Here is a 22,552-nt window from a genome sequence, read left to right on the forward strand (position 1 = left end):
GACAGTTTTGAGGTCATTTTAGGCAAATGGAAATGACCAAAATGCTGTTATATCAAGGGTTTCGTGATGCGGATCCTAGGAAAAAATACCGAATTTCATAGGCACACGATTTATTAATTTTTTCTTTTAAAAATAAATTTTATACGTTATAACTCACATTTCGCACCCTAACAAGGTCAAAACAAAGGATTTTTTATTTAGTTTTTCAGAATAACTTTTTGACCAACACAACGAGCGATGGCAATCCTTTTTTTACCATCGCTGGTCGTTCCGTATCACGTTACACGTAGATGCTCTCATCCATGCCCAATCCCTGCAGAATCCTTCGCTGATCAGGGGTAAGGGAGCGATCCAGTGAGCGTTGGATGCGCCCATCCGGCAGCTTGAACAGGACGACGTTCACATATTGAAACAGCTGAAAAATCGCCTGTCCCGTCGGCCGGGTCAGCTTGCGGCCTCCAGGACCCTTCAACGGGTGTTCTGGAGTAATAAACTGACGCACTCGGCGCTGAAAAACGCGGTAAATAGCCAAGGCCAACAGAAACAAATAGCCTAATACTGCGACCCGTTCTGGTTTTTTGACGTAAATCTCATCCGTGAAAAACGGATCTTTCAAAAAAGCGAAGTTCATTTCCACCGAGATCTGCCCTTTATACAGCTTCAAGATCTCTTGGGCATCCATGGGTTGGCCCTTCCATTCCTTCGGAACGGTCGTGACAAGGACAAACCGGGACGCTTTCCGTCTCGCCTGTTCCCACGCGTCTTGGTCGAATTCGACGTCAAGGTGCAAGAAATACAGCGTCTCCACCTCGGGTTCCGCCCCTTTTTTCGGCCGTCCGCGCCGTTTTTTCGGGCGTACGATCTCTTCGACCGCGGCCTCAACCCGATGAAACCGGGGGCGAAGGGACGCCTTGAGGGACGCCAAGGCTTGTTCGGCATCTTCCCGGCAGGAGAAGGGGTGACGCTCCCAACGGGCTTGTTCCTCGCGAAGAAGCTCCGCTTCTTTGGTTCGTTCTTTTTCAAGCGTCTTTCCTTTTCGCTGGTCGAGCGCGCTCGATTCAACAACGATCAGCCGAACGGGGTGGCCTTCATACGTCGAGGCCGTTTCCCATACCCGGTACGTGGCGCCGTTTCTCTCCGCCAACGTAAAGGGATCGCTCCACGTCGTGTCCTCAGCATCCGCTTCGGCCAGCGCGGTTTTCACGATCCGGAGCGACGAAGGGCCTCTGGTGATCAAAAAGGCGTTGGCCGCTTTGGTTTGCGCCAGGGTCTCTTTCGTCATCGCGGCGGAATCGGCCACGTAAATCCATTCGTCTTCGATTTTGGCCTGCTTCAGCTGTTCATGGACACGAGACAGCACCTCGGGATTCCATGTTTTATCGGGCAGGTTGCCATCGTGCACATCGCCGTAAAACGGGATGCCGTCCTCGTTGCCGACCAGTCCGAAACCGATCTGTTTTTGCCAACGATGATGGCGGTTGTAGCCATGTGTGATTTGTAAGGCCTCTAACGAGGCCGATTCATACGCGCCGTAAACGGTCTTGTCCGTCGTATCGGCGTGGAAGGCTCGGAGGGAAAGGCCTTCTTTGAGATAAATATGAATCAAGCAAGTGCTGATGACGTTGTGAATGCCAGCCTCATACAGGCGATCGAGATGACGGGCCAACGCATCGTCGTTCAACCAGGAAGGATGGAGATCGGGACGGATGAGTTTCTCACAATCGACCTCCTGAGCCCAATGTTCCAAGTGAACAAGGGCTTGCCGGCCGTCAAACACATTGTAGAGGATGGCCTGAACGGCATCGCTGACTCGCGTTTGGCACTGCGGATCGACGGGCACGAGATGGTGTTTATTGCAAAATTAAAGTGCAGAGATGTGCAAAATTTCTATGCAAATGGTTATGCAGAGGGGCTTTACATGGAGGGGTAGCCATGATAACCTGTTTGGGTTTGCCAAATCTGTTACAGCTGGCCGCTTGGCAAAAGAATCATGGCTGCAGAGGCTCCATGTCAAGCCCTTAATAGCGAGAATTCAGATTGAATTTTTATGCGGTATAAACGAATTTATATACTGCAATACTCTGCACTTTTTTCTTGCAAAAAACAGATGGTCAATCAATTGAGGCAGACCCAGTTTCTTGAATAGGGCACTTATTATATTCAAATAAGAATTGCGATAGACCTTTTTGACTTGAACGTTCATAAGAGAAAAACTCCTTTACGTTCCTTGTGTGTCAAGGATTCATTCGACATCGGAACGAAAAAATCCTCCCGATTTTCGTCGAGAGGGTGCGAAATGTGAGTTAGCATCTAGTTTTTCTCTAAAAACTCGTAAATACATAGGTAGTTCAACAACTCCTGAAGAACCTGTAACGCCAACTAATATATTCAAGCTTAACACCTCCTTTACATTACAGTTTCTCTTGGCGTACCTTTTCTCACATTAATTAATAACGAAGATAAACTAGTAACTATACCCAAAGCACCTGCAATGAAGAAAAGATATTTTATATTGAAATAATCAACACTGACCCCAAAAATAAACTGGGCTACTGGCGTTGAAAGCATTGAAATCGCCATCATAATACTATTAACTCTTCCTAATAAATGAATAGGCACAGAACGTTGAACAAAAGTAGGTATAAGGACTCCTATAAAACCAGTAATTAAGCCAATTACAAAAACGAAAATTAGAATAATCAAAAAATTTTGGGTGAAACATAGTGCGGCAATACCAGTAGCTTGTAAAAGAAAAGATAAATAAATAATCTTCAATTCAACCTTGTGAATGCTTTTAACTGAAAAGATTAAACCAGTTAACAAACTTCCCATTGACATCGATGAATATATATATCCTAAATACTTAGCATCATCACTAACATTTTTAGCTAAAAAAGGGAACAATACATTAACCCCGTTTGCTCCAATATTTACAAAAAACATAGTTATAACCAAATAAAAAATCATTTTTTGTCTATTCAAAAAACTAAAACCAAGTCTTAAATCCGAAAAGTAAGAAGTTTTATCATTATTATCGTTTATATTTTCAAGATGACTATTTTTAGAGTCAATAAACAAAATTAAAAAAGTTGAAAATGCATATAAGATAGAAATGGCTATCAAGGAATGTTCTATTGAGATTGATTCAACCATCCAAGCGGCTATTAAAGGGCCCAAAATGATCGTTGTTCTTACAACAGTGAAGTATTGACTATTGAGACGACTCAAATATTCAGTAGCGACTAATCTTGGCTTTATTGATTCTGAGGCTGACCAATAAAAAGCATCAATCGCTCCAAACAAAACGGAGACCATTATGAGAATTACAAAAGAGATAGTATGATCCCATAACAGAATAGCCAAAACTAACACAATGATTGTCCTTATCATGTCTGACAACCACAGAAACAACTTTGCCCCTATTCGATCAATAACCGGTCCGCAAAGAAGCCCAGCAATAAATCTCGACAAACCTAGGGAAAATAAAACTGCTCCCATCAAAAAACCTGATTGTAAAACGTCAGCAATATACCAAGCTATAACAACACTGTATATGACGTCCCCCAAGTTTGAAAGAAACGTTGCTATACAAAATTTTGTAGCGTTCAAAATGATCACCCTTAGAAAGATTGAGACTAGGCATGTAACGCACTTGTGAAACAGAACAAAATCAAAACATAGGATAAGGGGTGGTTTTAATATAACTAAATATTCATTATATTACAGTTATTACAATAATTATTTTATCGGGAAAATACGGTAATGTAAAGAGTTTTTTGTAATACCTCGTCTCGTTTTGTCGGATATCGTTGAATGCAACATATCTTATGTTATGTTGAATAAAAAACACCACCCATAGAAGGTGGTATTTAGCTGATAGTTTCATTAAAATGTTTAGACAACTGTAGATAACCGGTCAAACTTACTTCCGGTAATTCCTTGGATTGATCCCATTCAAAATATCTTATATTTTGTATTAAAGAACTGTAGATGAGCAAATTTGCTAACATAAATTGACAATCAAACAAAAAAGGAGACATGAACGGGACTCCTTGAGTAAAATAGATGTGCTCACAACTACCCACAAGGAGGTTCATGTCTCATGAATAGATTAGCACATCACCAAGGAATCCACAAGTTTTTCCTAGTGTTAGAGTCAGTCAAGACTTTGTGGAGAACATTTTTTCGGTTCACTACGGGCGTTGTCAATCACTAGTTAGTGAACCATTTTCAGGAATTGATATCGTAAGTGCTTTCGGACCCTCATCCCTCATCTTGAGGTGATCATATTGTATTCCATTTTTTACATCCAACCACCATCCCGGAGCGCCGACAACGCTTGATGGATCGGCGTCCCGGATGATCGTTGCAGACACGGTATATTCTGACGCACCACATCCACCCACAACCGTCCTGCCTTCCGTTTGGCCTGTTCGATCCGCTTGGACTTCGTCGAGGCCGAGGCTGCCCTCCGGGGCTCTTCCTCCTCCAACTGCCCCTTTCTCCACCCGATCCCGTCGATTCGGGCCACCATCGCTTTTAGAAACGCCCGAAGCCCTTGGTCTTTCCAGCTGCGGCGGGATTTCACCCGATGCGCAAACCGGCTCATCACGCTCTCGGCGTGGCCCATCGGACGCATGCCGGTCGTCTCCACCCCTTGCTCGGACAGCCACTCCCGATCGTCCTGGATGCATCCCGGCATCGACTCGATCCGGCGGATCATGGCAGCCAGCTGTTGTTCTTTCGCTTCGTCCTCCAACGTGCCGACCGTGCTGTTCAGCTCCACGAGAATCCCTTCTTCGTCTTGTTTTGCCAGCTTCTTTCGCACGTGTAAATTAGCACATTCTTTCAGAATCCCTTTTTCAAATTATTTCAGATGGATTCCGAAATAATGTGCAAAATTTTTGCCGATTATTCCGGACTTTGCACATTCTTTCGGAACGTTTGCACGCTCTTTCAAATGAAGATTTCCAGCGCGCCTGATGGAATGATGGAAAAGAGAAAGCACAAAAGAGGCCGATTCGGCTCCTTTCGTGCTAATACCCCCATTTCCTCTAAGGCCATGCGCACCACTTCCTCGTCAATGACGGTATTGTCAAAAGTTTATCCTCCACACTCACGGTTTTCCCTTGAGTTTCAACGGTTGGAAGAAAAAAAGCTTGCCACCCCCGTTGTTTTCGGCCATCATTGAGGTAACCACACACTCAACAGCCAAAACAAAGGAGTGACAAGCTTTGTTACCTCAATGATTAGCCTATTTGCTTCAAATCATCAAGACCCAATATCAAATCATTGTGTATCTCATGGGTGTGATCGTGGGAAAATCCCTGAATCGTAAGGACTTGGACGAACCCGTCCAAAAACCGTACCGAAAACTTCAGATCGATGACCTTCCGATCATCGATGTACCGGAAACCCTTGATTACCGGAAGTTGTTGGCGGACTACGAAGCCCAGCACGGACGTCCTTTGCGGCCCATCCAGCGCCGCGCGAAGGCGAAACACCGTGTTCCGGATTCGTTGACCTGCCCTCGCTGCCAGGCTCCCTCTTCTTACCTGTACGCCAATAACGGCGGAAAAGGGCAATACCAATGCAAAGTGTGCCAGTGCCGGTTCAACCACCGAAATCGGTTCACCAAGCAAGCGGTCTTTCGCTGCCCGCACTGCAAAAAGACGCTGGAAAAAATCAAGGAACGCAAAGAATACAACATCTATAAGTGCAAGAACAACGCTTGCCCGTTTTACCAGGCCAACCTTCGCCGGATGACGAAGAAGGAGCGCCAACAGTTTCAACAGGATCCTCAAGCCTTCAAGGTGCGGTATTTGTTTCGAGAGTTCTTGTTTGACTTTCTCCCGTTGGCTTCCTCGTCGCTCATCAAGCCGAAGGTCGATTTGTCCCGGCTGGCTGCGTCGCCGCACGTGTTGGGGCTCGTGTTGACGTACTACGTCAACTTTGGGATGTCCTCGAGGGAGACCGCCGCCGCCATGAAGGACATCCATGGCGTCTCGATCTCCCATCAGACGGTGCTCAACTACGCCAACAGCGTCGCGCTTTGGATCAAGCCCTTTGTCGACCGGTTCCCGTATGAGCTGTCCGGTTCGTTTTGCGGGGACGAGACGTATATTCGCGTCAAAGGGCGCTGGCATTACCTGTTCTTTATGTTTGACGCCGTCAAAAAGATCGTGCTGTCGTATCGCGTCTCGCCCAACCGGGACACGCTCTCGGCCATCAAGGCCATCGATGATGTCCTCAGGAAGCTAGCGTCCCTCCCAGACGACTTGTCGTTCGTCGTGGATGGCAACCCGATTTACCTGCTGGCGCAACACTTCTTCGCCCAACACGGGATTTCATTTGACGTCCGCCAAGTGATCGGGCTGACCAATGAGGATCCGGTCTCGGAAGAGTTTCGCCCTCTCAAGCAGATCATCGAGCGATTCAACCGGACCTTTAAAGGCAACTACCGCCCGACCCATGGGTTTGGTGCGGAAGAAGGCTCGGTGTCCTTTGTGACGCTGTTTGTGGCGTATTTCAACTTTCTGCGCCCACACAGCGCGCTCGAAGGCCGGGTGCCGGTCGTCATCCCGGAACTGGCGGATCTTCCGCATATGCCGGCCCGGTGGACGAAGCTGATCGCCATGGCACAAGCGTTTCTCCAACAAGAGGCGGCCTGACTTTTTTGTCCGCCGGAGCCCGTTGAACAGAACTCCTGCCGGATTCGGCGAAGCGAACCCTTGACCAACCGAACACCGCCAAAGGTAAAATTCGGTCATGGCAAGGGCGGCTTTCTTATTGCCTTCTTTTTTGTCCCCGTCGCCCTTGACGACTCTTCCGCACCTTTGGCGGGTGTTGGTCAAGGGCGAATCCGGCCCTCCGCATGCCCCACGATGCTCAATGGGATGATCTGTGTGGAGTTTTCATAGAACTTTTGACGCTACCTCAATGACGTCCTTTTTCAGCTGATGCCCGTACAACAGGCACATCGTGGCCAATGCGTTGATCACACGGGGACAGCCTCGCGATTGCAGAACGATCGCCTCCAACGACGATGGGGTGAAGATCGGATGCTTTTTCTACGTCGGCGCGGGCAATGTAGAAAAAGGCATCGTTTACCCGCACCACCACCCGCGCTTTACGATTGACGAAGACGCGCTTGAGATCGGCGTGCAAATGTTTGTCGCGGCGACGTTGAAACTGTTGGCGGAAGTAGAGTAGGATGCTTCCGCTTTTTTGTACATCATAAAGGCGGATCGATATATTGCATCTCATATTTCGCAACCTTTGCATAATATACAAAAAATAACCAGAATATTCGCATAAAAATAATTTTTTATAAAAAATGTAAAATAATTAATTTTTATTCGGTCAAATCGGGCTTATTTCGAATTTTTATTCAGGGTGCGAAATGTGAGTTGCATGCTCTTTCTCTGTCGCTAATTCACATGGTTGAACTTGGTGTAGCTCACATGAGTGGATAAAGGAAATAAAGAGAGCATGGGGACTCTTTGCCTTCCTTAATGTTTGTTTTGGACTTCGATTCGATCAAGACGACAAGGCTAGGCGATTTTGACAATTTTTGTGATCGGTGCTAGGTCGAGGTCTTGGTTGTAAAGAGCGTGGACAAAATCGCCGTCAAGCGTAGCGAAGTAGTCATAATGATGATATGTTGCAATGGCGTAGTGCAAGGCATCATAGGCTTCGAGCTGAAGGAGCCGCATTTGAGCCAAGGCTAAATCTTGAATGTTGGCATCTGTTGTTAGGAATTCGATGCGGAAATGTTGCCTTATGGCAGATAAAAATTCATTATATCGATCAATGGAACTGTTGTAGAAGATTTGCAACTTGTTTCTTTGTGAGGGATAATTCATTTTCACGAATTTGATTAATTCTGAAATATTAATAGAAACGTTCTTCTTGTAGAATTTTGGAATATGTTTTTTCCAAACGTTATATAGGAAGGGTACGCTTTCTTCTAATTCTCCAAGGGGATGATTTTGGCGAGACTTTGAATGTAAATTGGATTGATTTTTATGGTAGATTTCTAATGGTAATAGAATTTCTTGAATGAATAAGTTATGTACCACTTCCCCAAATACATGTGTACTTATCCCTAATTTCGTTACACCTTCGTTATGCCATTTTTGAAGGATTTCACATACCTTATCTCCCCTTGGATCATCGGAGTCCATATAGGCCAAAATAAAACAAGCATCGATGTATATAGACGCTTGTCCAAAATGTTCATCTATGGCATCTTCATATGTCATCACAAACGACATAATCGGCTACCGTCCTTGTTTGTAGATGTCTACTAATTTTTTGCCAAAGGGAGAAGGTTTGGCTATTTTTTTTCGTAATTCGGCAAATGAAAGATCCTTATTCGGTTTGTTGGCCTGTTCCGTGCAAGATAGTGTCACCCTCATTTTCGTTTCCAAAGCGGAGGGCATATTGATCACCTCATTGATTCTCCTTTCTAAAAATTATAATGCTGGCCAGAAAAAATGTACAGATTTTTCTTTTACTACTATACCCTTGTTCATGAAAACATAAACACGGAGAGAATCTCCCTTAAAAGGGGAATGGGTGAAAGAAAAGGGGAACGGAAAAGAAGTCTTCTTTCCAGCCTGTGAGCGAACGATTTTAAAACAACGGTGAAGAAGCTTTCAAAAAAGAAAATGGAAAAATATCACCATCCCTGTTATGATGGTAAAGGGTTTAGCGAACAAGGTGTCTACTTTCGTTTGTTGTTTAGGTACCTTGTTTTGTTGGTAAAAAGGTGTTGGCAGGTGAAACGATGAGAGATTTCCTTTCCCGCTGGCTTCCTGTCATTCTCTGGTGTGTCGTCATTTACACGTTCAGCGAGTCTTCCTGGTTCACTGGGGCGAATACGGCGCATGTGCTGCAGATGATTTTATCGTACTTGCCGTTTGGCGGCGGGGATGAAGAGGGGCCGCCATTTTTGAACTTTTTGATTCGCAAAGCGGCGCATTTGACGGAGTTTGGCATTTTGGCCGCGCTTGTGTGGCGGGCGCTGTTGCCCAAGCGGTTTGCGTATGCAGGCGCTTGGCTGTTTGCGACCGCCTACGCGGCGACCGATGAGTGGCACCAATCGTTTGAACCAGGGCGGACGGCGACGCCAAAAGACGTGGCGATTGATTCGTGCGGGGCGCTGATTGCGCTTTTGATCGTCTTTGTTTGCCGCCATTGGTTAAGGACAAAGCATTGTGCGGTCAAACGCGGCGTATAATAGAATGAGCTCTCCCGATGTATCGGCTTAGATGTAAAAGGAAAGAATGGCAAATAACAAGTTTGCGAGAAAAGGGAGAGAGAGCCATGGTCGCGTTTATCGCGGGAATGTTTGTCGGCTCGTTCGTGATGCTCGTCATCATGAGCATGATGGTGGCCGCGAAACGGGCGGATGAAGCGAGCGAACGGTGGAGGGAAAAGTGAGAAGTCCCTTGCGGCAGGCAAGGGATTTTTTTTGAAAATGCTGTGCGATCATGTTTACGTCAGCTTGCAAAAAAGGCCGCACATTGTTTGAGAACCGCCGTGAAAGACCGACGAAGTACAACGGATTCGAAAAGTTGAAGGGGATAAAATTATGTTTTTTTGTAAGGTTTTTTAGTTTGAGAAACGTTGCTGGGGAGCAACATTTCCCCTTAAATCACTAGTATTTAAAAAAAGCTTGATGGCGCACAAAAAATAGGATATACTATGTGTAACCGGTTACACATAGACAGAAAAGAAGGAAGCGAACATGGCAACGATTCGTGATGTGGCAAAGCGTGCAGGTGTCTCCGTCGCCACCGTTTCGCGGGTGTTAAATCAAAATGGATATGTTAATGAGGAAACGGAAAGACGGGTTAGACAGGCGATGAAAGAGCTCAATTATAAACCGAATGAAGTGGCGAGAGCTCTGTTTAAAAAGACATCGAAAACAGTCGGACTCATTGTCCCTGATATTACCAATCCGTTCTTTCCCGAACTCGTTCGCGCGGTGGAAGATGTGATGAATATTTATGACTATACGGTCATTCTATGCAATTCCGATGAGAAAGTAGAAAAAGAACGAGAATACATCGAAGTGTTAAAGCAAAAATATGTGGACGGCGTCATTTTGACCACGAATCAGTTCGCGCCGGAAGAAGTCGAGGAATGGGATGTTCCGATTGTCGTGCTCGACCGTCCGTTGCATGAGCGTTATCCGTCGGTGGTCGCGGATAATTACGAGGGAGCTCGTTTAGCGACGCGGCATTTGTATGAAGTGGGCTGCCGGCGGATTGCCCATATTCAAGGGCCCAACCACGTGGTGAACGCCATGGAGCGTTTCCGCGGCTATCAAGATGAAATGAGGGCGTTAGGGTTGGGAGATCGTCAGCTCGTCATTCAAGGGAATTACCAGTTGAAGCAGGCGAAAGAAGCGGTGATGGCCGCGTTGGCTGAACATGATATGGACGGGATCTTTGCCGGCAACGACGCGATGGCGGTCGGTGCTTTGAAAGCGGTTCAGCAATGCGGGCTGCGGGTTCCGGATGATATTGCCATTATTGGCTACGACGGCATCCCGCTGACGGAAATGACAACACCCGAACTATCGACCGTGTCTCAGCCTATTTACGAAATGGGGGCCATGGCGGCAAGAATTTTAATTAAACAAATTGAGGGAAAGCCCCTTGAAAAGCTCCATTATCAACTTCCGGTTCAACTTGTGGTGCGGCAGTCGACGTCAAGGAGGGGATTGACTTGAACAAACCAACCATTACGGTGATCGGCAGCCTCAACATGGACTTAGTCACTGTGGCGGCGCGATTTCCAAACCAAGGAGAGACGATTTTAGGCGAACAGTTTCTCACCACTCCCGGCGGCAAAGGGGCGAATCAGGCGGTGGCAGCCGCCCGCCTCGGCGCCAACATTCGGATGATTGGCGCAGTGGGGGATGATGCGTTTGGTCAAGAGCTCATCCGTTCGTTACAAAATGAGGGCATTTCCGTCGATTATGTGAAACCGGTTACACATGGGAGTACAGGCATTGCTTCCATTACGATTTCTGAGCGGGACAATCGGATCATCGTCGTTCCTGGGGCGAATCATGCGCTTACGCCGGAAGATCTCGATTCATGTGAATCCGTGATCGCCGAAAGCGATGTTTGCTTATTGCAGCTCGAGATTCCGCTTCCCGTTGTGGAACGGGCGGTTTCGATCGCTCATCGCCATGGCGTGCGCGTCATCGTCAACCCCGCTCCGGCCCAGCCGCTGCCGCCGTCGGTGCTTGAGCAGGCGAGTTTCTTGACGCCCAATGAACATGAACGGACGATTTTGTTCGACAAGATGGACGAAGAAGCGTTTGCCGATAAGCTGATTGTCACCGAAGGGGCAAAAGGGGTGCGCATTTGGCAAGATGGACAAGAACGGCTCATTCCAAGTTTCCAAGTTCCCGTCGTGGATACGACGGGCGCGGGCGATACGTTTAACGGTGCGCTTGCCGTGGCGTTGGCAGAAGGGAAGCCGCTTGATGAAGCGTGTCGGTTTGCCAATGCGGCGGCGGCCTTGTCGGTGACGAAACTTGGGGCGCAAGCTGGGATGCCGAGACGGCAAGAGGTCGAATCATTTTTGTCCAGACAGAAGGAGAGTCACTGATGAAAAAAAGCGGGATTTTGAATAAAGAATTGAACACGCTGCTTGCCTCGCTCGGGCACACCGATACGATCGTGATTGCCGATTGCGGGTTGCCGATTCCGAACGAACAGGCGCGCATCGACTTGTCTCTCGTCAAAGGGTTTCCGCCCTTTTTATCCGTGTTGGATGCGGTTGTTGATGAATTGGAAATTGAAGCAATCGTACTAGCCGAGGAGATCAAAGACCAGAATCCGGATTTATACGAAAGCATCAGGGCAAGAATGGGTGGTGTGCCTGTGCAGTTTGTTCCCCACGAACAATTCAAAGCGATGACGAAGCAGGCGAAAGCGGTGATTCGCACAGGAGAGGCAACCCCCTATGCCAATATCATTCTGCGTTCCGGTGTAAGTTTTTCATCGAAAGATTTCTGAAGGAAAAGGAGGGCAGAAACGATGAGGCCCTTGATTGACATGCGGTCGATTCAAAAATCGTTTGGCGCCAATATCGTTCTGAATGGCGTTGATTTTGAAGTGCTTCCTGGAGAAGTGCATGCGTTGATGGGAGAGAACGGAGCGGGGAAATCGACGCTCATCAAGGTGTTGACCGGCATTTATGAGCGGGATGGGGGAACGATTGTTGTCAACGGGCGCGAAGTGCATTACCGTCATCCGAAAGAGGCGGAACGCGACGGGATTGTCGTGATTCATCAAGAGTTGAATGTCATTCCAACATTGACGGTGGCCGAAAACATTTTTCTTGGCCGCGAGCCGAAAATCGGGAGAACGGGTGTCATTCGTTATAAAGAAATGGAGCAACAGGCCGCTTCCTATTTGCGGAGATTAGGGATGGACCTTGACCCACGAGAACTCGCCGGTCGGTTGTCTGTCGGAAAACAGCAAATGATCGAAATTGCCAGGGCCATTTCGACGAATGCGAAGTGCCTTATTATGGATGAACCGACAGCGGCGCTGACGGAACGGGAAATTCAGGCTTTATTTTCTGTTATTCGCACCTTGAAACAGCAAGGCGTCGCGGTTGTTTACATTTCACATCGGATGGAAGAGATTTTTACCATTTGCGACCGGATTTCGGTTCTCCGCGATGGCCAGTTCATCGGAACGAAACGAGTAAAGGAAACGAACTTCGATGAAATTGTTCAAATGATGGTCGGCAGGCAAATTGGGGAACGCTTTCCAAAACGGCGCGTCACCATTGGAGAAGAACGGCTGCGCGTAGAGCGGCTCACGAAAAAAGGGTTGTTTGAGAATGTATCGTTTTCTGTGCGAGCCGGTGAAGTGCTTGGTGTGGCGGGACTGATGGGATCGGGGCGAACCGAGATCATGGAAGCGATTTTCGGAGCCAGACCATTCGATGAAGGAGACATCTATATCGACGGGCGTCCTGTGCGCATCCGTTCTCCGCGCCAAGCCGTCGAACATGGCATCGCCATGATTACCGAAGACCGAAAGCAAAAAGGGCTCATTCTCGAGATGAGCGTCCATGAGAATTTGACCTTGCCGAAGTTGGAACAATTAGCAACAGCGGGATTCATCCAGTCATCGAAAGAACGGGACGTGGTGTTGACATACATTCATCTGTTGAATATTAAAGCCTCTTCCCCAGATTTACCCGTGAAAGCATTGAGCGGCGGGAATCAACAAAAAGTCGTATTCGGCAAATGGCTGGCGATGAACCCGCGCATCCTCATTTTGGATGAACCGACTCGCGGCGTGGATGTTGGGGCAAAGAAAGAGATTTATGAAGTGATCAATGAATTGGCTGCCCAAGGCGCCGCGATCATTATGATCTCTTCTGAACTGCCGGAAGTATTGGGCATGAGCGACCGCGTCATGGTCGTCCATGAAGGGAAAGTGCAAGCGATCTTGGAAAACGACGGGTTGGATCAAGAAACCATCATGCGGGCGGCGACAGGGGGGAATCGATGATGGGAGCAAAGCGAAAATGGGATGTGAAAAAACTAGGGCCTTTGATCGGGCTGTTTCTGCTATGCATCGTGCTTTCCATATTGAGCGATGACTTTTTGACGATGGACAACTGGCTCAATCTCCTGCGGCAAGTATCGATTAACGCGCTCATCGCCTTTGGCATGACGTTTGTCATTTTAACGGGAGGCATTGATTTATCGGTCGGTTCGGTGTTGGCGTTATCAAGCGCGATCACAGCAGGAATGATGGCGCAAGGGGTCAATGGATTTGTTGCGATATTCGTCGGCTTATTAGCAGGCGCGGCCATGGGCGTCTTGAACGGAGTCTTGGTCACCAAAGGAAAAGTGGCTCCTTTTATTGCCACGCTGGCGACCATGACGGCGTTTCGCGGCTTGACTCTCGTTTACACGGACGGTCGCCCGATTACAGGGTTTGCGTCTGATGACATCCTGTTTCAGATGATGGGGCGCGGTTATTTCTTCGGCATTCCCGTACCTATTATATTGATGCTCACGGTCTATATCGCTTTGTATGTAGTATTGAAAAAGACTACATTTGGCCGCCATACGTACGCGATTGGCGGGAACGAAGAAGCGAGCCGTCTATCGGGACTTCGCGTTGATCGACTCAAAATATATGTGTATGCCCTAACAGGGGCGTTATCTGCTTTGGCGGGGCTCATTTTAACTTCCCGTTTGAATTCCGCGCAGCCGACAGCGGGAACGGCGTACGAGTTGGATGCCATTGCGGCCGTTGTTTTAGGCGGCACCAGTTTGTCAGGAGGAAGAGGCTGGATTTTCGGCACGTTAGTCGGCGCCTTGATTATCGGTGTATTGAACAATGGATTGAACTTGCTCAATGTGTCGTCGTTTTACCAGCAAGTCATCAAAGGAGCGGTCATTCTTCTTGCGGTGCTGTTAGACCGCCGCAAAGAAGTATGATAGATGTTATCAAAAAATAAGGGGGAGTATGAAAATGCGAAAAGCAGTTGGTTTGTTAGCCACATTGTTGCTTGCAGGCGGCGTGTTGGGTGGATGTTCGCTCGACCAGAACAACGCATCGAGCGACAAAGGGAAAACGAAACAGGATGGGGAAGTGAAAATCGGTTTGTCCATTTCCACCTTGAACAACCCGTTCTTTGTCACATTAAAAGAAGGGGCTGAAAAAGCCGCCAAGGATGAAGGGGCAGAGCTGATTGTGGTTGATGCCCAAAATGATTCGGCGAAACAAATTAACGATATTGAAGACTTGATCCAGCAGAAGGTCGATGTGCTTTTGGTCAACCCGACGGACTCGAGCGCCGTGGCTTCTGCGATTGAATCCGCCAACAGCGCCAACATCCCGGTCATTACGGTCGACCGCAGCGCGGACGGCGGGAAAGTGGTCACCCATATCGCTTCTGACAATGTGGCTGGTGGGAAAATGGCGGCCCAATTTCTTGTCGATCACTTGAAAAACGGTGGAAACATTGTGGAATTGGAAGGGATTCCTGGTTCCTCGGCCGCTCGTGAACGTGGAGAAGGATTTCACCAAGTCATTGACAAAGCAGCCAATATGAAAGTTGTGGCCAAACAAGCGGCAGATTTTGACCGGGCGAAAGGACTGGCGGTCATGGAAAACATTTTGCAAAGCCATAAAGACATTCAAGCGGTTTTTGCGCATAATGATGAAATGGCCTTAGGAGCTTTAGAGGCGTTGCAAGCACATGGAATGAACAACGTCCTTGTGGTCGGATTCGATGCGACAGATGACGCAGTCAAAGCCGTGAAAGAAGGCAAAATGGCAGCCACGGTCGCACAAAAACCGGCATTAATTGGCGAAAAGGCGGTAGAAGCCGCCATTCGCGTTCACAAAGGGGAGAAAGTGGAAAAATTTATTCCGGTTCCGCTCGAATTGGTTCAAGGGCAATAACGCGTAATATTCTTTCGCGTGAACGAGATGTGCGCCGCAGAGGGAGCTCCCGTTGAGGCGACTGTTTGCACATCTCGTTTTTTTGTGGTTGTTTCAACGTTTGGAATCGTCAAGTGACATTTTAAGTTCGACAGGTTAAAGGACATTGCAGGCACATGAAAAAGGTCAAAATGCTGTTTGCCGAGTCACGCCAAACTTGGGGTGAAGAAGATAAGTTATACCAGAAAATGATTGTGCCCAAGAAGAAAAACAAAGAGGAGGGTTTCATGCGGACGTTTTGTGGCTGCGCAAAAAGGTGGACAGCTGGCTTTGTTCCTCCTGGTATTGTGGCGGTCATGTGATAATGAAACGACTTTTGGTCCATAATACAAGGGACGAAATGTAAAAAGAAAGGGACTCGCCATGCTTCGCGAACTCGACTGGATGACGTACATCATGATCATTTTGGCCAGCTATCGGTTTACCCATTTGATTGTGTTCGACAAAATTACCGAGTTTCTGCGCAATCCGTTTATGAAGAAAGAAAAAGTCAAAAGTGAGGACGGGCATACGGAAATCAAGAAAGTGCCGACCTCCAAATTTGGCTACTTGTTGAATTGTTATTGGTGCGCGGGGGTGTGGAGCGCGATGTTGATCGCGCTTGGCTATTTTTTCATTCCGACTATCGCTATGCCGCTGATTTTCATTTTTTCGATTGCAGGGGCGCAAGCGATTTTGGAAACATTCGTCGGGGTGGGGACGAAGGCAATCGATCTTCTGTCAGCGGTGAAAAAGCGGATGGACTAAGGTGTGTCGGCGGCAGAGGGCGGGAAACATTTGCGGGCGTACGGCGGAAACATGCGGCACGCCCGCTTTTCTTGCTTTTGTCGATACATCATGGTTGACTTATATAAGTACTTAATTATATAATGATTGGCGGAAACCATTTCATTGGTTGGCGTGGCCGTTTCATGATGGTTGTTCGTTTTTATATAAGCAAATCATGATATGATGATGAACGGAGGGGTGATATGCCGCAACTCGCGATGGAGATGGAAGCGACAGCCCGGGTATTAAAGCTGCTTGGTGATCCGACGCGGCTGACGATTTTGGCGATTTTGAATAAGCGGGAATGCTGTGTGTGCGAGCTGCTGGAGGTGTTTTCGACCAGCCAGCCGGCGATCAGCCAGCATTTGCGTAAGTTAAAAGATGCCGGGCTGATCAAAGAAGAGCGGAGAGGGCAATGGGTGTATTATTCGCTCCGGCCGCAAAGTGAATACTACTCGCTGTTGCAAGCGGTGTTGTCGTACGTTCCGGACCAAGGCGAAAACATTCGCAAAATCGAGACAGCGAATCCGACGGCCCGCTGCGGGTGCTGATGTTGAATGACGAGGTGAATGATGGTGGATTGTTGCGAACCGAAGCGGTTGTCGTTTTTAGACCGCTTTTTGACGGTATGGATTTTTCTTGCGATGGCGGTCGGGATCGCAGTCGGAATTTGGGCTCCTGGGTTGGTGGATGGATTGAACCGCCTGCAAGTGGGGACAACGTCGATTCCGATTGCGATCGGCTTGATTTTGATGATGTATCCGCCGCTCGCGAAAGTGCGCTACGAAGAGATGGGGCGCGTGTTCAAAGATGTGAAGGTACTCGTCTTATCCCTCGTGCAAAACTGGGTGATCGGTCCCATTCTCATGTTTTTGTTGGCGGTCGTCTTTTTGCCTGACAAGCCGGAGTATATGATTGGTTTGATTTTAATCGGGCTCGCCCGCTGTATCGCCATGGTCATCGTCTGGAATGACTTGGCGCGCGGTGACACAGAGTACGCAGCGGGACTTGTCGCCTTCAATTCACTGTTTCAAGTATTGTTTTTCTCGCTATATGCGTACGTGTTTGTGACAGTCATTCCGGAATGGCTCGGGCTTAAGGGGGCGATTGTTGAGATCACGATGGCGGAAGTGGCGAAATCGGTGTTTATTTATTTGGGAATTCCGTTTTTCGCCGGCATGGCGACAAGGTTTACGCTTGTGAAAGTGAAAGGCCGGTCATGGTATGACACGGTATTCGTTCCGAAAATCAGCCCGCTGACGCTCGTTGCGCTTTTGTTCACGATCATCGTAATGTTTTCGCTCAAAGGCGATATGATCGTCAACTTGCCGTTTGATGTCGTCCGGATTGCCATTCCGTTGCTTCTTTATTTTGTTATCATGTTTTTTGTGTCGTTCTTTTTGGCGAGAAAATGGGGGGCTGGTTATCCGGTGTCGACGACGCTCGCGTTTACGGCGGGAAGCAACAACTTTGAGCTGGCCATTGCCGTCGCCATTGGGGTGTTTGGCATTCATTCGGGCGCGGCGTTTGCGGCGGTCATCGGTCCGCTTATTGAAGTGCCGGTGATGCTCGCGCTTGTCAACGTCGCTTTAGCGTTTCAGCGAAAGTATTTTTCCTCTGCTGCTCCAGAATCAAAATAAAGGTGGGAATCAACGATGAAGAAAAAAATCATTTATTTCTTATGCACAGGCAACTCATGCCGCAGCCAAATGGCGGAAGGCTGGGCCAAACAACTGTTAGGCGATGAATGGGATGTGTACAGCGCCGGGATTGAAGCGCACGGGCTCAATCCGAATGCGGTCAAGGTGATGAAAGAAGTCGGCATCGATATTTCGAAGCAAACGTCTGATGTCATCGACCCGGACTTGCTGAACCGTGCTGATTTGGTCGTGACGCTGTGCGGCCATGCGGCCGACCATTGTCCGGTCACTCCGCCGCACGTGAAGCGCGTCCATTGGGGCTTTGACGATCCAGCGAAAGCGGAAGGGACAGAAGAGGAGAAGCTGGCGGTGTTCCGCCGCGTCCGCGATGAAATTGGCGCGCGCATCCGCCGGTTTGCCGAGACGGGTGAATAGGGACGGGGCGGCAAGGCGCAAAGAGCGGGGAAACTGTCTTGCATAGGGTGCGCAGCAGCTGCTCGTCGAAGTGCGGCCGGAAACGGGGAAGTGGCTGGGCGGACGAAAACCGCTCGGCGTGACAAAGATGGTGAGAAGCCATCTTGTCGATCCATCGAACGTTTTGACAGACGAAATGAGCACATCGATGAAGGCGGTGCCACGTCAGGTCACTGGGGGAGAAACGAAATGGAGTTATTTCATCAGTTAGCTCGCCGAAACATCAAAATCCGCAAACAGTCCGGTTTCGGAGCGCAATGGCGACAACAGTGGGAAAAGGTGTTTGCCGGCCATTTGACTGTGGAAGAAAAACAACACATCCACCTTCATAATCGGAATGGAGTCAACGGCTACTTATGGCATGTGTTCAGCTATGGGATGAGAGGCTGTTTCACAGGAGAAGAAGCGGAAATGGCGTTTGATCAAGAAGAGAAAACGTGCTGCTATCTTTTCTTTCAACATGGCGACGATGCGTTCACCGTGGAGGATGCGTCCGGATTGAAAGCCGCCGATCTGGCAGCGGAAAACGACAAAATCGATCTATATGTGGTGGACAGCGAGTTCAACTGGACGTTTGTCATGACGCATGAAAGCGGATGGCTTGGCCCGTATTTTAGCAGAAGGTAACAGCCATGGCTTATCGGCGGCCAAGGAAATCCAATGAGACAGAAAGAAAAAGAGTTCCAACCGAGCCCCAGGAAGACTAGGTTGGAACCTTTTTATTATCGCTCGTCGGCCGGGAACACGATGCCGGTTTGTTTTCGCGCTTCGTCCATGATTTCCATCGTCCAAAGCGAATGGCGGTGTGAGTTGATGGACGACTCCCGTTCCCCGCTTTCGATGAGACGGATAAACTCTTCCGCCTCGTAATACATCGGCGGTTTGTCTTGCGGGACGGTGATGTCCTCGACGCGCCCGTCGCGGTAGCGGATTTCCGCTTTGGTCGGCGTATGGATGGCGTCAATGATCATACTTCCTTCTTCTCCTTGGATTTCCGCCGGCAAGTAGGAATTGGCGATTTTCGAATAAAAGACGATCCCATCCATCCCCCCGTAGTCGAAGACGATTGTTCCTTCGCCGTCTACCCCCGATTCAAGCTTGAGGCTTTGTGCTTTGAGGCTCTTCGGCTTGCCAAACAGCACCACCATCGGGTACAGGCAGTAGACGCCGATATCCATCAATGCTCCGTTCGAAAAAGCCGGATTGAAGGCGTTGAGCACCGTTCCTTGCTTATAGGCGTCATAGCGCGATGAATATTGGCAGTAGCTCGCCACATAACGGCGGATGCGGCCGAGTTTCGGCAAGTGCTCGCGGATGGACCGGAATGTGGGGAGCAGTGTCGCTTTCATCGCTTCCATCAACACGACGCCGTTTCGCTCGGCCGCTTCGATCATCGCCTTTACTTCTTTGGCGTTCGAGGCGAGCGGTTTTTCGCATAAGACGTGTTTGCCGTGGTTCATGAGCAAGATCGCCTGCTCGGCATGAAGTGCGTTCGGGCTCGCGATGTAGACCGCATCAATGTCAGGGCTGCTCGCCAGTTCGTGTAAATCAGTGAACGTGCGCGGCGCTCCGACTTTCTCGGCAAAACGCTTCGCTGTTTCCTCCGTCCGCGAGTAGACGGCGGCGAGTTCAATGGAATCGACGAGCTGCGCGGCGCCAATAAACGCTTCGGTGATCCAGTTTGTGCCGATTGTCGCGAATCGCACCATATTGTTTCCCTCCTTGATCGTATCGACCCTCATTGTACCATAAATTAACGGAGGGGCTTCGTTTTGTCATCGTCATTGAGCAAGTGCGCTTTTCTCTCTAGTTTTCATACAGCTCGATCGGCAGCGCGTCCGGGTCTTGGAAGAAGGTGAACCGTTTTCCGGTCGCTTCATCAACGCGGACGGGTTCGGCATCGATGCCATGTTGGCGCAAGTAGGCAATGGCTTCATCGAGGTTGTCCACCGCCAAAGCAAGATGGCGCAGTCCGCACGCTTCTGGGCAACTTGGGCGCTTTGGCGGGTGTTCGAAGGAGAATAACTCAATCTGAATGCCGCCGTCCGCTTCTAAATCGAGTTTGTACGAGCGGCGCTCGGCGCGGTATTGCTCACGGATGGGGCGAAATCCGAGAATTTCAGTGTAAAATCGTTTCGACCGCTCATAGTCCGAGCAAATAATGGCGATATGGTGAATCGTGGCAAGACGCATGTCGACTCCTCCTATATAAGACGGGTGATGTATTGCAAAATACCGTTGAACTTATCCGTTTTTCAATTAGAGAAACCTTGTAGAACCAACTTTTTTTAAAAAATGCCGCTGATTTGCGCGTGACAGCCATTTTTCATTGGCCTTCTAGAAGGCTGGTGATTTAGTGAAAAGTCGCGGAAAACGGAATCTCTTCTCAAATTGAGAAATCCTGTAAAATCAACGCTTCTCTTTCAGCCGAAAGCAACGGGTTCGGCGAAATCGGTCGTTTTTCACCAGCCCTCTAGGATGTCGTTAAAAAGTGGCCTCCCACCGATGAAACCTGCATCGTTTTTACCAGCTTTCGATGCTTGGGGCGAATCGAACCGACAGTTATTATTTTGCGATAATGGAAACGCCTGTCGATGATTGTCGAAGCAGGCGAAAAATGTCCGCTCTCCTTATATTGACAGCCTGACAATCTATATACTATCATAAATCTTGTAGGTTAGAAAATTTGAAATATTCATTTGATATTTTGGCAGAAAAAGCGAATGTTCACCACGTTTTTTGTAAGCGCTTAACCGTTGTACTGCCTCATGATCGCCACACCATCGATGCTGCACCATTGTTTTTGTTTCCAATCACAACATGAGAACAAGGGGAAGGGGATATCACATGATCTATGAATTTAAATTGCCCGACATCGGTGAAGGGCTGCATGAAGCGGAAATCATTCGCTGGCTTGTCCGGGAAGGGGATGTGGTCAAGGCGGATCAGCCGATTGCCGAAATTCAAACCGATAAGGCGATGGTCGAAATGACGACGCCGGTCGCTGGCAAAGTCGTGGCGCTTGCCGGACCGGAAGGGGCGACGGTGAAGGTTGGAGAGCCGTTGATTGTCGTGGAAACCGAGGCGTCGGTCGCGGGGGAAGCCGCGCCCATCGAAGATTCGGTTCGGGAGCCCGTGCCTGTTCTGCATGGAGAAACGCCTCGTCCTGCGCGCAAACGGGCGATTGCCGCGCCGTCTGTGCGCAAGCGGGCGCGGGAGATGGGTGTTCCGATCGATGAAGTGGAAGGAACGGGCGAAGGCGGTCGGGTGACGCTCGCCGATTTGGAGCGGTATGTCAGGGAGCGCGAGGCGGCCGCTTCGGTGGCGGAGGCGGCAAGAAGGGAAGCGAACGAAGCCGGCGTTCTGCCGACCGGCAGCGCGAGTGCGGCCGGAGGACGGCAGGAGAGTATAGCCTCATGGACATCCATCGCGAGTTTGGATGCGGTGTTTGAAGAAGAAGAGCGAATCCCGCTTCGAGGCTTGCGCAAAAAAATCGCCGAAAAAATGGTGAAATCGATGTACACGGCGCCGCATGTGACCGGCATGGACGAGGTGGACGTCACGAAGTTGGTGGAAATCCGCAAGCACCTTGCCAATCAATTGGCGGAAGAACGTATCAAACTGACGTATTTGCCGTTTATTATTAAAGCGGTGACAAGGGCGCTGAAGCAATATCCGATGTTTAACGCTTCGCTCGATGAAGAGACGAATGAAATCGTCTTGAAAAAGCGCTATCACATCGGCATCGCGACGGCGACGAAAGCCGGTCTCGTCGTCCCCGTCATCCGTGACGCCGATCAAAAATCGATCCGCGAGCTCGCCATCGAAATCGCGGAACTGTCAGAAAAAGCGCACCGCCAGGCGCTTCGCCTTGAGGAGCTGCAAGGAAGCACGTTTACGATCACGAGCACCGGGGCGGGCGGGGGCTGGTTTGCGACGCCGATCATCAACTATCCGGAAGTGGCGATTTTCGGGGCTCATGCGATCAAACGGCGCCCGGTTGTCGTCGGCGATGAAATCGTCATCCGCGATATGATGGGGATGTCGCTCACCTTTGACCACCGCGTCATTGACGGCGAGCCGGCCGGGCGGTTTATGCGGACGGTGGCGCACTATTTGGAAAATCCGGAAGTGTTGCTCTTGGACGTGCGGTAGGCGGCG

The 22,552-nt window shown here is 49.1% G+C and carries 20 protein-coding genes and 3 pseudogenes; 17 read left to right on the plus strand and 6 right to left on the minus strand.

The window, feature by feature from the left end:
• Positions 1 to 280 precede the first annotated feature (280 nt).
• From ACVX3G_RS04070 to ACVX3G_RS04080, 3 genes and pseudogenes are all read right to left on the minus strand, one after another.
• Positions 281 to 1,843: pseudogene (locus ACVX3G_RS04070) on the minus strand (IS1634 family transposase); the annotation flags it as partial.
• 563 nt (positions 1,844 to 2,406) lie between these two features.
• Positions 2,407 to 3,618 (minus strand): MFS transporter, encoded by a 1,212-nt coding sequence (locus ACVX3G_RS04075; RefSeq protein WP_020278768.1) that lies wholly within the window; start codon positions 3,616 to 3,618, stop codon positions 2,407 to 2,409.
• 685 nt (positions 3,619 to 4,303) lie between these two features.
• A pseudogene (locus ACVX3G_RS04080) lies at positions 4,304 to 4,828 on the minus strand (UPF0236 family transposase-like protein); the annotation flags it as partial.
• A gap of 430 nt (positions 4,829 to 5,258) precedes the next feature.
• Between ACVX3G_RS04080 and ACVX3G_RS04085 the strand changes: the two are divergent.
• Both ACVX3G_RS04085 and ACVX3G_RS04090 read left to right on the plus strand, forming a co-directional pair.
• Positions 5,259 to 6,671 (plus strand): DDE-type integrase/transposase/recombinase, encoded by a 1,413-nt coding sequence (locus ACVX3G_RS04085; RefSeq protein ID WP_033012449.1) that lies wholly within the window; start codon positions 5,259 to 5,261, stop codon positions 6,669 to 6,671.
• 388 nt (positions 6,672 to 7,059) lie between these two features.
• Positions 7,060 to 7,212 (plus strand): annotated as a pseudogene (locus tag ACVX3G_RS04090) (amidohydrolase); the annotation flags it as partial.
• Positions 7,213 to 7,553: 341 nt separating this feature from the next.
• Here ACVX3G_RS04090 and ACVX3G_RS04095 read toward each other — a convergent pair.
• Complete coding sequence (locus ACVX3G_RS04095) at positions 7,554 to 8,276, minus strand: PIN domain-containing protein (protein WP_011232705.1); 723 nt, start codon at positions 8,274 to 8,276, stop codon at positions 7,554 to 7,556.
• Between the two features lie 515 nt (positions 8,277 to 8,791).
• On the opposite strand from ACVX3G_RS04095, the gene ACVX3G_RS04100 reads away from it, so the two are divergent.
• The 14 genes from ACVX3G_RS04100 to ACVX3G_RS04165 all read left to right on the plus strand — a co-directional run bounded on the left by ACVX3G_RS04100 (position 8,792) and on the right by ACVX3G_RS04165 (position 19,018).
• Positions 8,792 to 9,244: a VanZ family protein gene (locus ACVX3G_RS04100; RefSeq protein WP_011232703.1), complete on the plus strand. Its 453-nt coding sequence runs from the start codon at positions 8,792 to 8,794 to the stop codon at positions 9,242 to 9,244.
• 86 nt (positions 9,245 to 9,330) lie between these two features.
• On the plus strand, positions 9,331 to 9,447 hold the full coding sequence (locus ACVX3G_RS04105; RefSeq protein ID WP_013146530.1) for a DUF3789 domain-containing protein: 117 nt from the start codon (positions 9,331 to 9,333) through the stop codon (positions 9,445 to 9,447).
• 307 nt (positions 9,448 to 9,754) lie between these two features.
• Positions 9,755 to 10,744, plus strand: coding sequence for a LacI family DNA-binding transcriptional regulator (locus ACVX3G_RS04110; protein ID WP_011232701.1), 990 nt, complete (start codon positions 9,755 to 9,757; stop codon positions 10,742 to 10,744).
• Positions 10,741 to 11,634, plus strand: coding sequence for a ribokinase (gene rbsK, locus ACVX3G_RS04115; RefSeq protein WP_011232700.1), 894 nt, complete (start codon positions 10,741 to 10,743; stop codon positions 11,632 to 11,634). The genes ACVX3G_RS04110 and rbsK overlap by 4 nt, the downstream gene beginning before the upstream one ends.
• Positions 11,634 to 12,044: a D-ribose pyranase gene (gene rbsD, locus ACVX3G_RS04120; protein ID WP_011232699.1), complete on the plus strand. Its 411-nt coding sequence runs from the start codon at positions 11,634 to 11,636 to the stop codon at positions 12,042 to 12,044. The genes rbsK and rbsD overlap by 1 nt, the downstream gene beginning before the upstream one ends.
• Positions 12,045 to 12,065: 21 nt before the next feature.
• Complete coding sequence (locus ACVX3G_RS04125; RefSeq protein ID WP_014196887.1) at positions 12,066 to 13,559, plus strand: sugar ABC transporter ATP-binding protein; 1,494 nt, start codon at positions 12,066 to 12,068, stop codon at positions 13,557 to 13,559.
• Positions 13,556 to 14,500 carry a ribose ABC transporter permease gene (rbsC, locus tag ACVX3G_RS04130; protein ID WP_025038926.1) on the plus strand — a complete coding sequence of 315 codons (945 nt, stop codon included), beginning with the start codon at positions 13,556 to 13,558 and terminating at the stop codon, positions 14,498 to 14,500. Before ACVX3G_RS04125 ends, rbsC begins: the two co-directional genes overlap by 4 nt.
• 34 nt (positions 14,501 to 14,534) lie before the next feature.
• Entirely contained in the window at positions 14,535 to 15,470 is a 936-nt protein-coding gene (gene rbsB, locus ACVX3G_RS04135; RefSeq protein ID WP_011232696.1) for a ribose ABC transporter substrate-binding protein RbsB, read from the plus strand.
• 155 nt (positions 15,471 to 15,625) lie between these two features.
• Positions 15,626 to 15,811: a hypothetical protein gene (locus tag ACVX3G_RS04140; protein ID WP_014196885.1), complete on the plus strand. Its 186-nt coding sequence runs from the start codon at positions 15,626 to 15,628 to the stop codon at positions 15,809 to 15,811.
• A 61-nt stretch (positions 15,812 to 15,872) separates the two neighbouring features.
• Positions 15,873 to 16,256: a DUF1360 domain-containing protein gene (locus ACVX3G_RS04145; RefSeq protein ID WP_014196884.1), complete on the plus strand. Its 384-nt coding sequence runs from the start codon at positions 15,873 to 15,875 to the stop codon at positions 16,254 to 16,256.
• Positions 16,257 to 16,480: 224 nt separating this feature from the next.
• Positions 16,481 to 16,828 carry an ArsR/SmtB family transcription factor gene (locus tag ACVX3G_RS04150; protein ID WP_014196883.1) on the plus strand — a complete coding sequence of 116 codons (348 nt, stop codon included), beginning with the start codon at positions 16,481 to 16,483 and terminating at the stop codon, positions 16,826 to 16,828.
• Between the two features lie 21 nt (positions 16,829 to 16,849).
• The gene (gene arsB / locus ACVX3G_RS04155; protein WP_014196882.1) at positions 16,850 to 17,917 is read left to right on the plus strand and encodes an ACR3 family arsenite efflux transporter; all 1,068 of its coding nucleotides are present in this window, start codon (positions 16,850 to 16,852) and stop codon (positions 17,915 to 17,917) included.
• A 15-nt stretch (positions 17,918 to 17,932) separates the two neighbouring features.
• A complete protein-coding gene (gene arsC / locus ACVX3G_RS04160) occupies positions 17,933 to 18,352 on the plus strand; it encodes an arsenate reductase (thioredoxin) (protein WP_014196881.1) in 420 nt (139 codons plus the stop codon).
• 228 nt (positions 18,353 to 18,580) lie between these two features.
• Positions 18,581 to 19,018 carry a DUF4275 family protein gene (locus tag ACVX3G_RS04165; RefSeq protein WP_014196879.1) on the plus strand — a complete coding sequence of 146 codons (438 nt, stop codon included), beginning with the start codon at positions 18,581 to 18,583 and terminating at the stop codon, positions 19,016 to 19,018.
• 95 nt (positions 19,019 to 19,113) lie between these two features.
• Here ACVX3G_RS04165 and ACVX3G_RS04170 read toward each other — a convergent pair whose 3' ends face one another.
• Both ACVX3G_RS04170 and gloA2 read right to left on the minus strand, forming a co-directional pair.
• Positions 19,114 to 20,100 carry a Gfo/Idh/MocA family protein gene (locus tag ACVX3G_RS04170; protein ID WP_033845277.1) on the minus strand — a complete coding sequence of 329 codons (987 nt, stop codon included), beginning with the start codon at positions 20,098 to 20,100 and terminating at the stop codon, positions 19,114 to 19,116.
• A gap of 97 nt (positions 20,101 to 20,197) precedes the next feature.
• Positions 20,198 to 20,584: an SMU1112c/YaeR family gloxylase I-like metalloprotein gene (gloA2, locus tag ACVX3G_RS04175; RefSeq protein WP_025038921.1), complete on the minus strand. Its 387-nt coding sequence runs from the start codon at positions 20,582 to 20,584 to the stop codon at positions 20,198 to 20,200.
• Between the two features lie 654 nt (positions 20,585 to 21,238).
• Here gloA2 and ACVX3G_RS04180 point away from each other — a divergent pair.
• Positions 21,239 to 22,546 carry a dihydrolipoamide acetyltransferase family protein gene (locus ACVX3G_RS04180; RefSeq protein ID WP_021322688.1) on the plus strand — a complete coding sequence of 436 codons (1,308 nt, stop codon included), beginning with the start codon at positions 21,239 to 21,241 and terminating at the stop codon, positions 22,544 to 22,546.
• Positions 22,547 to 22,552: the final 6 nt, after the last annotated feature.

Source organism: Geobacillus sp. PLS 41, assembly GCF_056494105.1.